Source organism: Sphingomonas sp. 320_CC, assembly GCF_059691795.1.
Map to the genome: position 1 here is coordinate 508890 of NZ_JCAWAE010000003.1, position 12342 is coordinate 521231.

14 protein-coding genes and 1 pseudogene are annotated in these 12342 nt (G+C 64.4%); 10 read left to right on the forward strand and 5 right to left on the reverse strand.

Features of this window, described 5'->3' with window-relative positions:
* Positions 1–29: 29 nt before the first annotated feature.
* The 3 genes from AC59GX_RS13810 to AC59GX_RS13820 form a co-directional block, all read right to left on the reverse strand.
* Positions 30–164, reverse strand: coding sequence for an entericidin A/B family lipoprotein (locus AC59GX_RS13810; protein WP_056055798.1), 135 nt, complete (start codon positions 162–164; stop codon positions 30–32).
* Between the two features lie 300 nt (positions 165–464).
* Positions 465–2006 (reverse strand): sensor histidine kinase, encoded by a 1542-nt coding sequence (locus tag AC59GX_RS13815; RefSeq protein WP_107953733.1) that lies wholly within the window; start codon positions 2004–2006, stop codon positions 465–467.
* A gap of 86 nt (positions 2007–2092) precedes the next feature.
* A complete protein-coding gene (locus AC59GX_RS13820; protein WP_162236688.1) occupies positions 2093–2182 on the reverse strand; it encodes a NepR family anti-sigma factor in 90 nt (29 codons plus the stop codon).
* Between the two features lie 347 nt (positions 2183–2529).
* On the opposite strand from AC59GX_RS13820, the gene AC59GX_RS13825 reads away from it, so the two are divergent.
* From AC59GX_RS13825 to AC59GX_RS13835, 3 genes are all read left to right on the forward strand, one after another.
* Entirely contained in the window at positions 2530–3333 is an 804-nt protein-coding gene (locus AC59GX_RS13825) for a response regulator (protein ID WP_353464037.1), read from the forward strand.
* 60 nt (positions 3334–3393) lie between these two features.
* Positions 3394–3546, forward strand: coding sequence for a hypothetical protein (locus AC59GX_RS13830; RefSeq protein ID WP_497301909.1), 153 nt, complete (start codon positions 3394–3396; stop codon positions 3544–3546).
* A 96-nt stretch (positions 3547–3642) separates the two neighbouring features.
* Positions 3643–4290 (forward strand): sigma-70 family RNA polymerase sigma factor, encoded by a 648-nt coding sequence (locus AC59GX_RS13835; RefSeq protein WP_056489136.1) that lies wholly within the window; start codon positions 3643–3645, stop codon positions 4288–4290.
* Positions 4291–4315: 25 nt separating this feature from the next.
* Here AC59GX_RS13835 and AC59GX_RS13840 read toward each other — a convergent pair whose 3' ends face one another.
* Positions 4316–4498 (reverse strand): hypothetical protein, encoded by a 183-nt coding sequence (locus tag AC59GX_RS13840; RefSeq protein WP_056057498.1) that lies wholly within the window; start codon positions 4496–4498, stop codon positions 4316–4318.
* A gap of 76 nt (positions 4499–4574) precedes the next feature.
* Here AC59GX_RS13840 and AC59GX_RS13845 point away from each other — a divergent pair, with 76 nt between their 5' ends.
* The 7 genes and pseudogenes from AC59GX_RS13845 (at position 4575) to AC59GX_RS13875 (ending at position 11019) form a co-directional block, all read left to right on the forward strand.
* A complete protein-coding gene (locus AC59GX_RS13845) occupies positions 4575–7259 on the forward strand; it encodes a bifunctional [glutamine synthetase] adenylyltransferase/[glutamine synthetase]-adenylyl-L-tyrosine phosphorylase (RefSeq protein WP_426281330.1) in 2685 nt (894 codons plus the stop codon).
* Positions 7252–7704, forward strand: coding sequence for a peroxiredoxin (locus tag AC59GX_RS13850; RefSeq protein WP_426281329.1), 453 nt, complete (start codon positions 7252–7254; stop codon positions 7702–7704). Before AC59GX_RS13845 ends, AC59GX_RS13850 begins: the two co-directional genes overlap by 8 nt.
* A gap of 443 nt (positions 7705–8147) precedes the next feature.
* Positions 8148–8744 (forward strand): annotated as a pseudogene (locus AC59GX_RS13855) (M23 family metallopeptidase); the annotation flags it as partial.
* A 46-nt stretch (positions 8745–8790) separates the two neighbouring features.
* Positions 8791–9129 (forward strand): iron-sulfur cluster insertion protein ErpA, encoded by a 339-nt coding sequence (erpA, locus tag AC59GX_RS13860; RefSeq protein ID WP_056057508.1) that lies wholly within the window; start codon positions 8791–8793, stop codon positions 9127–9129.
* Between the two features lie 7 nt (positions 9130–9136).
* Positions 9137–9907 carry an exodeoxyribonuclease III gene (gene xth, locus AC59GX_RS13865; RefSeq protein ID WP_056057510.1) on the forward strand — a complete coding sequence of 257 codons (771 nt, stop codon included), beginning with the start codon at positions 9137–9139 and terminating at the stop codon, positions 9905–9907.
* Positions 9904–10692: a transporter gene (locus tag AC59GX_RS13870; RefSeq protein ID WP_426281328.1), complete on the forward strand. Its 789-nt coding sequence runs from the start codon at positions 9904–9906 to the stop codon at positions 10690–10692. Before xth ends, AC59GX_RS13870 begins: the two co-directional genes overlap by 4 nt.
* Positions 10693–11019 (forward strand): hypothetical protein, encoded by a 327-nt coding sequence (locus AC59GX_RS13875; RefSeq protein ID WP_426281327.1) that lies wholly within the window; start codon positions 10693–10695, stop codon positions 11017–11019. It begins immediately after the preceding gene.
* A 123-nt stretch (positions 11020–11142) separates the two neighbouring features.
* On the opposite strand, the gene AC59GX_RS13880 is transcribed toward AC59GX_RS13875, so the two are convergent.
* A complete protein-coding gene (locus tag AC59GX_RS13880; RefSeq protein WP_426281326.1) occupies positions 11143–12294 on the reverse strand; it encodes an N-acetyltransferase in 1152 nt (383 codons plus the stop codon).
* Positions 12295–12342: the final 48 nt, after the last annotated feature.

Consider the following 12342-nt stretch of genomic DNA (forward strand, 5'->3'; position numbering starts at 1 on the left):
CCCCGTTTCATTATCATAAGCGCAAAGGCTTACTTGGCGTTGTCCGCGGTCTTCGCGACGGTCTTGCCCGCCGAAGCCACGTCCTTGCCTGCGCCCTCGACCGTGTTGCATGCCGACACCATCAAAGCGCTGGCTACAATCGCCAGTCCAACCAACTTACGCATGATACTTCCTCCTAGAAGGGCTTGAATGCCACGGGAGGGGGAATGTTCGGGGGCGCCATTCGTTCCGCCGCTGGAACCAACGCCCGGCATGAAAAGGCAATTTTCGGAATAAAGGCCCGGCAGCATCACCAGGGGGGGAGGGTGTGCTACCGGGCCTGTGTTCTGGATAGCGAGAGCGGGGGGGCATAAAGTCGCTATCCGAAGTGTAGAACGGCAAGGGCGATGGTCGGTTCCCGCTTTTCTTCGAATCTATTCAATTAAATGCGTCGTTTGATTTCGATCAGACGATTGGAGGCGGACTTAGTCGCGCCCTGTAATAGCGAAGGCAATCTCGTACGCGCCAACCAGTGGATCGTGGTGGAGAGGCGACCGCAACTGGCGGGACAGGCCTTCCATCACGCGACCATAGCGCGACAGGGCCTCTCGGAACGCATCGCTCTCGACCAGCGCACGCGAAACAACGCGGACAACAGCCCGGTCGGGTTTGTCGGCAAGCTTGTCGGCCGGCTTCACCACGATCCTGATCTGAGCCGCCGGATCGCAGCTCATCGCCAGTTCGATCGTCTCCGTCACCAGGAATGCCAGCGCGACCGCGACGTCCTGGTTGACCAGATACGGATCGATATCGAGCGTGATGCCCAGGCCGTGCGAGCGATCCGACGCGGTCGCGCGGATATTGGCGGAAAGCTCGCCGATCATCGTCCGCAGGTTCAGGCCCCGGTTTTCCTCGAGCTCGGCGAAGTGATTGCGGTGAACCACGGCCAGCGCATCGACGCGGCGCTGGATCGACGAATAGGCGGCGGTGGCGTCGGGGCTGGGGGCGCTGCGGGCGTGAAAGTTGATCAGGCTGGAGATGACCTGAAGGTTGTTCTTCACCCGGTGGTGCACCTCGCGCGTAAGCTTGGTCTGGCGCACGAGTCCTTCGGCAAGGCCGGCCTCGTGCAGCGCAACCGTCCGGCTGATCGACTGGAAAGTTTCTCCCAGTTCGCGAATTTCCTGTGCGGGCAACGTGTGGACGGTGCCGAAGTCGAGTTCCTCGCCGGGTGTGAAGGCGGCCACCGCCCCGCGCAGGCGACGGAGCGGGCGGATCAGAAGCCGGTCGACCACGAACCACGCTATGCTCGCCGCGGCGATCCACATCAGCAGCGGCAACAGCATCGCCACGATCAGCGACGACGTCACAGGCGCACTGCGAATGCTCGTCCGCAGGGCGAGCCCGGCGACACCGAGTTCGGTCCGCATCGTCTCCATGCGATCGAGCGGGCGCTCGTCGGCGATCGTCTCGAGGTGAAGCGCGTCCTCGTCGAGTACGATCGCGCTGCTGAATGCCGACGCTCGAGTCGAGGGACGTCCGATCTTCTCCAGGAACGCGCGTGGGAAGAAGGCGCGGGCGGATGTGTCGCCGCTAGGGCCGGAAATCGCGAGGATGAGTCCGTTGTCGGGAACGATCGCTGCGGCGACGGGCATGTTGTCCTGCCGCACGGTCACCGGGTTGGGCAGCGGAACGCCGCACAGGACATGGCCGGCGCGGTCGGTGATGATGAAGCGCGTACCAGCCGACGACTGCTGGGCGAACACGCCCTGAGCGCGCGCGCAACTCGGGGCATCGGCAGGATCGGTCCCCAGCGCGTTCACCGCAACCCGAAGCGCGGTCATGTCGCCGACGAGTTCGATCGCGATGGCGCGCGCGCTTTCGTCCGCCGTCACGCGCAACCGAGCACGCGCCTCCGCGTCGGCCAGTCGCGTCGTCTGCAACGTGGCAAACACGGCGATCAGGGCCAGCGGCAGAAGAGCCGCGCTGATAATCAGGAAAAGTTTGGCGCCGGTAGGCAAACTGCCCATCGCAGACAACAAGCGGCGTTTATCTAGCGGCGCTGGCTCCGGGGAGGTCGTATCTGAAGCGGTCGCTATGGGCTCGCGGCCCACCGTCAGTCCAGCTTGCCGAGGAGTTCGAGAAGGTCGTCCGGGATCGTCTCGTCCACGGTCTTCTGATACACCGAACGCAGCGCCGAACCCATTTGTTGGTCCTTATCAGGGACCTTGGCGGGCTTCGTTGCAGGCACTGTCTTCTCCGTGTCGTGGCCCAAACTCAAAATTTCCCCCTGCACGACGCAAACCAATATGTGATGACGAGCAAAACTGCGCCCATGGGCACCGGACTACATACTCGCGAAAGATGTTCGTGAAACCAAATAGCGTCTGGATGGTTCCACACCCGAGCGAAAAATACGCATCTCCGCTCGATCGCGGCCGATACCTGGCGGCGATGGCGTGGACACGGGGCATTTTCGACCGACACCATTGCAATGACGCGAGCCACCCGACACATGAGGGGCCGCGTAGGATCAGGGAGTATTCGTTACCCATGTCTCTTGGACAGCAACTTGCACCGCACCTTCCATTTTTGCGGCGCTATGGCCGGGCCCTGACCGGCAGCCAGATGCACGGCGACAAATACGTGCGCGCCACGCTCGAGGCGATCGTCGCCGCACCCGAAGAATTTCCCCGCGACGTCGATCCCCGTCTTGGTCTGTACCGGATGTTCCAGGCGATCTGGAACTCGGCGAACTTCGACGAGGTTGGTGACGAGAGCGTCGGCGATGCGGAGGGTCACGAAGCCGTTGCTCGTGCCCGTCTCGCCCGGATGACTCCGCTGTCGCGTCAGGCACTGCTGCTGACCGCGATGGAAGGTTTCACGCCTGAGGACGCTGCGTATCTGATCGAGGTCGACACCAGCGAGGTCGACGATCTGGTTGCGGATGCGTTGTCCGAGATCGAAAACCAGACTCGCGCCAAGGTTCTCATCATCGAGGACGAGCCGATCATCGCCATGGATATCGAGACGATCGTCCGCGATCTCGGCCACGACGTCACTGGCGTTGCGGTCACGCGTGACGAAGCCGTCGCGCTGGCGATGGAAACGCGTCCCGGTCTCGTTCTTGCGGACATCCAGCTCGCCGACGACAGCTCGGGCATCGACGCGGTCAAGGACATCCTGGCCGAATTCGAGGTCCCGGTGATCTTCATCACCGCGTTCCCCGAGCGTTTGCTGACCGGTGAGCGTCCCGAGCCGACGTTCCTGATCACCAAGCCGTTCCAGCGGTCGACCGTGAAGGCCGCGATCAGCCAGGCACTGTTCTTCGACCAGGCGACCGTCCCGACCGCCTGAAGGCGGCGGCGCGTATCGGGTTCGTGACCGCAAGACGGTTACGGACCCAAAACGTTTTTCGTGAGTTTGGTGATTATGGCTGATCCGAACGAACCAATTCATATCGATACCGAGGATGCACGGGCTGGCGCCACGCCGCACATGACCCGGTACATCCTGGCGATCTCCCTGGTCTTGGTCATTGTTATCTTTGGCTTTATAATCCTGCGCTGAGCTGCATTATGAACGGGTCGCTGGTATTTCCCGCGGCCTGTGCCTATGTCTGTCGTCCGTGTACGGCAGTGTTTTATCGGGATTGATCGGATTACCATGACCCAGCCTGCTTCGCCCGTGGATGACGAAATCGAGAACGTTGTCGAGCCGGTTGAGCATGTTTCCTTGTCGGATGCCGAGTTCAAGGTTCAGCTTGCCCAGGTGATCCCGCATTTGCGCGCATTCGGTCGCTCGTTGTCGGGTAGCCGCGATCTCGCCGACGATCTCGTACAGGAAACGCTGCTCAAGGCATGGGCCGCCCGTCTTCGGTTCCAGGCTGGGACGAACATGCGCGCGTGGACGTTCATCATTCTTCGCAATCTGTATCTGTCACAGATGCGCCGGGCGCGCTTCAAGGGCGAGTGGGATGATCTGGTCGCCGACCGCATCCTGGCCGCTCCTGCTAGCCAGGACCGTCACGTCGAGCTAGGTGACATGCAGCGCGCGTTGATGCATCTGCCTCAGCCGCAGCGCGAGGCGTTGATCCTTGTGGGCGCGGGTGGCTTCGCGTATGAAGAAGCCGCGGAAATTTGCAGCGTAGCCGTCGGGACTATCAAAAGCCGCGTTGCGCGTGGTCGCGTTGCCCTCGAAACGATCCTCACCGATGGTTCGCTACCATCGCGACGCGATCATGAGACGGACACGAGCAAGACCGCACTTGATTCGATCATGGGCGATGTCGAAGAACTAAGCCGCGGTCGCTAAACCCAACTAACGAATGCCGCATTGCTCAATTGAGGCGATGCGGCATGGCGTCCAGACGGCGCAACATCATCATCATATCATCGGGTACCGAGTGCGTGTCGTCGAACGCGCCACGCAGCGCGTGACCGATCACGTCGGTCGCGCGGGGGCGGCGCACGACCTGTTGGCCGTTCTCTTCGCGCCTGATCGTGAGGAATGCGTAAGTCATGTTCGCTACAACGGGCCAATAGCGTTTTCGTTGCTTTGTCGTGACACGCGTCGGCAGCGGATTATAGCGATGTCGCATGGCTTTAGTCTCACCTGAACTGGCGATAAACGCCGCGCTGGACCGCGCAAGACTTTGGTCCCCATTCCTGGCGATGGTCCTCAACCGTGAGCCGGACTTGGCGCGATCGCTGGCAGCCGGAAAGCTGGACCTCTCCTTGTCGAGTGCCGAAGCCGACATGCCGGTCGCGCGTCGCCTACGGATCGAACGGCGCGCAATGGCGCTTAACGTCGCGATCGGCGATCTGGCAGGCGTTCTCGACCTTACCGCAGTGACCGGCGCGCTGACCCGCTTTGCCGACTATGCGCTCGACACCGCAATCCGCACCGCGATCGAGGAGCGGACCCCCGGCGCCGAACCACGCGGCTTCGTCGCGATCGCACTGGGCAAGCAGGGCAGCAGCGAACTCAACTACTCGTCGGACATCGATCCGATCCTGTTGTTCGACCCGGCGACGCTGCCCCGACGTCCGCGCGAGGAACCGGAAGAGGCGGCGGTCCGGATTGGCAAGCGCGTCGTCGAACTGCTCCAGGCGCGCGATGGCGACGGTTACGTCCTGCGCGTGGACCTCCGCCTGCGACCCTCGCCCGAGATCACGCCGATCGCGCTGCCGGTCGATGCAGCGATCGGCTATTACGAGGCGCAGGCGCTGCCATGGGAGCGTGCTGCCTTCATTCGCGCACGTGCGGCGGCAGGGGACATCGCGCTAGGCCAGCGATTTCTCGACGCGATCCGTCCGTTCGTCTGGCGTCGCGCGCTCGATTTCGGCGCGATCGGCGAAATCCGCGGTATTTCCGCCCGGATCCGCGATCATCATTCGCAAGGCCAGGCATTCGGCCCCGGCTATGATCTCAAGCGTGGGCGCGGCGGCATCCGTGAGGCCGAGTTCTTCGCGCAGATCCGCCAGCTGATCCACGGCGGTCGCGATCCCGCCCTGCGTGCGCCCGCCACCCGCGATGCTCTATCCCGGCTGGCCGAAGCAGGCTGGATCGGCACGGATGAATCGACTGCGTTGATCGACGGCTACACGCTGCTCCGAACGATCGAGCACCGCGTCCAGATGATCGACGATCGCCAGACGCACGCCTTGCCGACCGGCGACGCGCTCGACCGCGTGGCGAAACTGCACGGGCTGGACGATTCGGGCGCCCTGTTGGCTCTGCTCGAACCGCGTGTCACGGCGACCGGCCGGATCTACGACGCGCTCGACGACACCGTCCGCCCCGCATTCTCGCATGACGCTGTAACGCTGGAAGCCGACCTAGCCGAAGCGGGCTTCGATGAGCCCGAGTCGGCACGTCGGCGGATCGAGGCATGGCGAGGGGGCGCCTATCCTGCGCTGCGCAGTCCGGCCGCGCGTGAAGCACTGGAGGCGGTATTGCCCACGCTCGTCCCCGCGCTGGCGACTGCGCCCGTTCCGCAGGCGGCGCTGCTCCGGCTCGATGCGCTGCTCGAACGCTTGCCTAGCGCGATCAACATCTTCCGCTTGTTGGAGGCGCGTCCGGGCTTGGCAACGTTGCTTGCCGCCATCCTGAGCCATGCGCCCACGCTCGCGGACGATCTCGGCCGCCGCCCCGATCTGCTCGACGGGCTGATCGATGCGACGGCGTTCGAGCGGGTCGGCGATGTCGCGGCGCTCGAAGCGATCATGCGCGCGGGCGAGGCGGGCGGCGACTATCAGTCCCGGCTCGACCATGTCCGGCGCGTCGTCGGCGAGCTGCGATTCGCGCTCGGGGCACAGATTGTCGCCGGTGCGTCCGATCCGCTCGACGTCGCGGCAGGCTATGCACGCGTCGCGGAGGCGGCAATCGGCGTCCTTGCAACCGCGACGATCGACGAATTCGCCAAGGTCCATGGCCGCGTGCCGGAGAGCGAACTCGTCGTGCTGGCGCTAGGTCGGATGGGCGGCGCGATGCTCACCCACGCGTCCGATCTCGATCTCATCTATCTGTTTACGGGCGATTTCGCAGCCGAGTCCGACGGCCCGAAGCCGCTTGGCGCAACGCTCTATTACAATCGTCTCGCACAGAGGCTGACCGGCGCGCTGTCGGTCGCGACCGCCGCGGGCCCGCTGTACCAGATCGACACCCGGTTGCGGCCATCGGGCGGGCAGGGGCCGCTGGTCGTCACGCTCGACAGCTTCGCCCGCTACCAGCGCGAGGATGCCTGGACCTGGGAGCACATGGCGCTCACTCGCGCCCGCCCGGTGTTCGGATCGGCCAACGCTCGGGATGCTGTGGCGGCGATCGTCCGCGGCGTGCTCGAAGGCGATCGACCGGCGCGCGACGTGATCGCCGACGCGCGGACGATGCGCAACGACATGGCCGCGCACAAGCCGCCCCAGGGCGCGCTCGACGCCAAGCTGCTCCCCGGTGGCCTCGTCGATCTCGAATTCGCCACCCACGTGGTTCAGCTTGTAAACAAGGCCGGCTTCGATCCCAATCTAGGCTGCGCGATCGATGCGTTGATCCGGGAAGGGCTGGTCCCGCCGTCACTTCGACCGGCGCACGACGTCCTCACGCGTTTGCTCGTGACGTTGCGGCTCGTCGCACCCGATGCCGCGCCGCCAGGGCATGCCACGGAGGATCTCATCGCCCGCGCGATCGGGGTGGCGGACTGGCCGGCGGTGGTTGCCACGCTCGAAACGAGGCGGCAGGAGGTCCGCCAGTTCTGGGCACAGGTGACGGGAGAGCAGGATGGATGAAGGATCGAAGATCCCTGACGTGTCGGTGACGATCGATGACGCGGTGGTTTCGCTGGCAAGCCTCGGCACGCCGCTGGTGGTGTACTTCTATCCGAAGAACGACACAGCCGGTTGTACCACTGAAGCGAAGGACTTTTCTGCACTTTCCGACGCGTTCGAAACGGCGGGCGTAACCGTCGTCGGCGTATCGAAAGACAGTGCCGCATCGCACGCAAAATTCACCGCAAAACATGGACTTGCGGTCCAGCTTGCCAGCGATGTCGAAGGTGTTGCCTGCGAGGCTTTCGGCGTGTGGGTCGAGAAGGCGATGTACGGCCGCAAGTACATGGGCATCGAGCGCGCGACGTTCCTGTTCGGCGCCGACGGCACGCTGGCCAAGGCTTGGCACAAGGTCCGTGTGGCGGGGCATGCCGAGGCGGTTCTGGCCGCCGCCAAGGCGCTCTGAACAGCCCGCAGTAACGTTTGGAGATTCGCCGACATTTCACGTCCGATGTCGTCGTTGGCTTCCTGTTCCCTCGCAATCGTCCCAATTCGCATCAACTCGCCGCATCAACCTGCCGCTCCGCCGCGCCGACCGTGCGGGGCTATTGCCCGGAACGGCGGTATCCGGCCTAACCCAGAGTGTCTGGTGCGCGGAGGGGCTGCGAGTCAGGACAGAGTTTCGGAGCCGTCCGCCTTGAAGCGAACGGCCCTGCATTTTTGTGTCGGGGACCAATGGTCGAATTTACCGCAGCAGCCATCGTGACGCGCCTCAAGGCCGTGTCGATGGTGTCCAAGTCGTTCACGTTCCGCCGGTTGGCGATCGCCGCAACCATGATGGGGATGACCACGGTCGGCACGACCGCCCAGGCTCAGGTCGTCGCTTCCAAAATAGCGCACCACGTCGCTGCAACCGGTGGTCCGATGATCGCCGCGAATACTGAGGAAGCCACCGCCGATCTCCGCGCCGATGCGCAGTTCCGCACGCTGTTCCAGACCTGGAAGAAGCTCGACGCGACGCAGCAGGGTGTGATCGCGATCCCGTCGGTTCAGCCGGTCCACTCACTTTCGTTCACCAGCAATTTCGGCATTCGCTCCGATCCGTTTCGCGGCACCGCGGCGATGCATGCCGGCGTCGACATTCCCGGCCCGGTCGGCACGCCGATCTACGCCACCGCCGACGGCATCATCGCGCACGCCGGTCGCCAGGGCGGCTACGGCAACATGGTCGAGATCAGCCACGGCAAGGGCATCGCGACGCGCTACGGCCATCTGTCGAAGATCCTCGTCGGCGACAACGCCCGCGTCGTTCGCGGCCAGCTGATCGCACTGATGGGCTCCACCGGCCGCTCGACCGGCTCGCACCTTCACTATGAAGTCCGCATCGACGGCCACGCGGTCAACCCGGTGCCGTTCCTGACGACCGCGGATTACCTCCTCGCCGCACAGGATCGCTCGGTAAACGCGATCCCGGTCTCCACCGGTGGCCCCGCCGCGCAGGACTGATCAACCCAAGGTTGCCGCAGGTTCCGCAACCTCCTATCTCCACAGCATGGCAACGCTGGTTCAAGACATCATCCTAACCCCCTCCGCTGCGGCGCGCGTCGCGGCGATCGCCGTCAAGCAGGGGAAGCCGGCGATCCTGCGTCTCTCGGTCGACGGCGGCGGCTGTTCCGGGTTTCAGTACAAGTTCGGGTTCGCCGATTCGGTCGAGTCCGACGACGTGATCGCCGAGCATGATGGCGTGAAGCTCGTCGTCGACAGCGTCAGCATCGATCTCGTGCGTGGTTGCGCGGTTGACTACGTCGAGTCGCTCGCCGGTGCCGCATTCAAGGTCGAGAACCCCAACGCCGCATCGGGTTGCGGCTGCGGCTCCAGCTTCTCGGTTTGAGACTGCCATGAAGATCGTCACGTACAACGTCAACGGCATCAAGGCGCGGTTGCCGCGGCTGATCGAGTATCTCACCGAAGATCAGCCCGACATCGTCTGTCTCCAGGAACTCAAGTCGAGCGACGACACCTTCCCGATCGCCGACATCGAGGCCGCCGGCTACGGCGCGGTCTGGCATGGCCAGAAGGCCTGGAACGGCGTCGCGATCCTCGCGAAGAGCGGCACGCCCGTCGTCCGCCAGCGCGGTCTCGAAGGCGAACCAGAGGACGAGCACAGCCGTTATATCGAGGCGGAGATCGACGGCCTGATCGTCGCCGCGCTCTATCTGCCCAACGGCAACCCGCAACCCGGCCCGAAGTTCGACTATAAACTCCGCTGGATGGACCGCCTCGCGGCTCGCGCGCGCGTCCTGCTCGCGGAGGAAAAGCCGGCCATCCTCGCCGGCGACTACAACGTTATCGCCAACGACGACGATACCTTCTCGGTTCGCGCGATGCAGGACGACGCGCTCATGCAGCCCGAAAGCCGCGAGCATTACCGCGCGCTCGTCGCACAGGGCTGGACCGACGCGCTCCGCACGCAATTCCCCAAGGGCGGCGTCTGGACGTTCTGGGACTACCAAGCGGGTGCTTGGCAGCGCGACGCCGGGTTCCGGATCGATCACCTGCTGCTGAGCCCGCAGGCCGCCGACCGGATGATCGATGCCGGCGTCGACAAGGCCTATCGCGGGCGCGAAAAGGCCAGCGATCACGCGCCGACCTGGGTCCGCCTGCGATGAGGCGCCTGCTTCTCGTTATCGCCTTGGCGAGCCTGTCCGGCGCGGCGATGGCGCAGGACCGCGAATATTGCCCCGATCGTCCTGGCATCGACACGCCGGCCTGCACGATCGCGCCGGGCAAGATCTCGGTCGAGACGTCGATCGCGGACTGGACGCGCGACGACCAGCCCGGCTCGCGCGAGGATAATATCCTGTTCGGCGACACGCTGGTTCGCGTCGGCGTCAGCGACTCGATCGAGGCGCGGATCGGCTGGACGCCGTTCGGGCACGACCGGATGCGTGATTCGACCGGCGTGGATTCGGTCAACGGGGTCGGTGACGTGTCGCTTGGGATGAAGGCGAACCTCCACAATCCCGACGGCGCCGGCTTGTCGGTATCGGTGCTGCCGTTCGTGACGCTGCCGGTCGGCCGCTCGTCGATCGGCGCGGGTGATTGGGGTGCAGGGTTCCTCGTTCCCGTGACCTACGAAATCTCCGACACGGTCTCGCTCGACCTGACGCCGGAGATCGACGCGGCGGTCGATCAGGACGGCAACGGCCGGCATCTCGCGTACAGTTCGACGGCTGGCCTTGCGGTGAAACTCGACAAGGCCTTCACGCTGACCGGCGAAATGCAGGCGCTCCGCGACGACGATCCGCAGGAGCATGAGACGCAAGCCGTCGCGGCCCTGTCGCTCGCATGGATGGCGAACGACAATCTCCAGTTCGACCTATTCGGCGCAGCGGGGTTGAACGGGAACACCCCGGATGCGCGGGTCTACGCCGGCATATCCCGGCGCTTCTAGATGCTGGCCGGCCTGCTCCTGCTCCAAGCGGTAGCCGGGCCGCCGCTTCCACCTGAATTGCGCAAGCGGACTATTAAGCCGACGATGCCGTGTCCGGTCCAGATCGATCCCGATGGCGAAATCGTCGTCTGCGCACGTTCGCCCGACCAAAGGCTGGCGACGCTTCCCGAACCGGTCCAGCCGCCGCGGGGTGACCCGCTGTCGTTCCGGCTGCCGGGTGGCGGCAAGGGGAATGTCCACGCGATCCGAACGCAGCTACCCGGCGCAAGCGGGCAGGGGGCTGCAGTCACCCTCAAGCTTCCGTTCGGCAATGGGAAACGGGAGTAGGGGGCAGCAACAACCGTCGGGTCCAGCCTCCTTGTTCTCCCGCGAAGGCGGGAGCCCAGTCTGGATCCCCGCCTTCGCGGGGAAACACCCTGTTTTTCGGTGAAAGAATGTCGCCGCCCTGCCCTAAAGCGCCCGCTCGTACACCTGGTACACCTTGTTCACCCGGCTCTCGATCGTCTCGGCGATCGACCGCATCCCTTGGTTGTCGTCGAGAATCCAGCCGATTTCAGCCCGCTGCGCCCCGTAATTCTCGACCGAGGCACGGCGGATATATTCGATCATCATGAAGGCCAGCTGGCTCGCCATGCGCGACGCCTGCAACTCCTTCACCACCCCCATCAGCGGCACGCGCACCGTCCGCACCTTGGGTTTGCGCAGCCACCACAACAGCTTCGCCCAACCGAACGGCAACAGGCTGCCGTTCAGCGGCTTGATGGCCTCGTTGAGGTCCGGCAGCGTGATCATGAACGCGACCGGCCTGCCGTCCAGCTCGGCGATCCGGATCAGGTCGTTGAACACGATCGGCTTCAGCTTCACGCCGACGTCCTTGATCTCCGGCGGGGTCAGCGGCACGAAACCCCAATTGTCGCGCCACGCGTCGTTGAGGATCGACAGGATGATCGCCGCCTCCTCCTCGAACTTGGCCTTGTCGACGTTGCGCACGCTGATCCGCGGGTTCTTCTCGCCCGATTTGATGATGCGCTGGACGATCGGCGGGAACTGCTTGGTAACGTCGACCTCATAGGTCATCAGCTGCTTGATCGGGCGGTACTGCGCCCATTCGATCCAGCCGCGATATTCGCGCTTGGCGTGGCCCATCATGATCGTCGGCGGATGGTCGTATCCGTCGATCAGCAGGCCCGGCTCCTCCCAGATCGACATGCTGATCGGCCCGAGCGCCCGCGTCATGCCCTGCTCGCGCAGCCACGTTTCGGCGCGCTCCAGCAGCGCCTGGAACACGTCCTGCCGCTCCGCTTCCATCAGCCCCCATTGGCCGACACCAGGCCCGAACCCCTGCTCGGGCGGCATCGTCAGCGCGAGTGTATCGATATGCGCCGAGATCCGCCCGACCACGCGACCGTCCTCTTCTGCAAGGAACAACTGCGCCTTGGCATGGCTGAACCAGCCGTTCTTCTCGGGCGTGATCAGTCCCAGCGCTTCCGACTTCAAGGGCGGCACCCAATTGGGATCGTCGGCATAGAGACGGAACGGCAGATCGATGAAGATCTTGCGGTCCTTCTTGGTCTCGACCGGTCGAATGATGAGCTTGGCCATGTCGTGTTCCCAAATACGCAGTTGCGCGTGTCTACCCAGCGAAGCGAA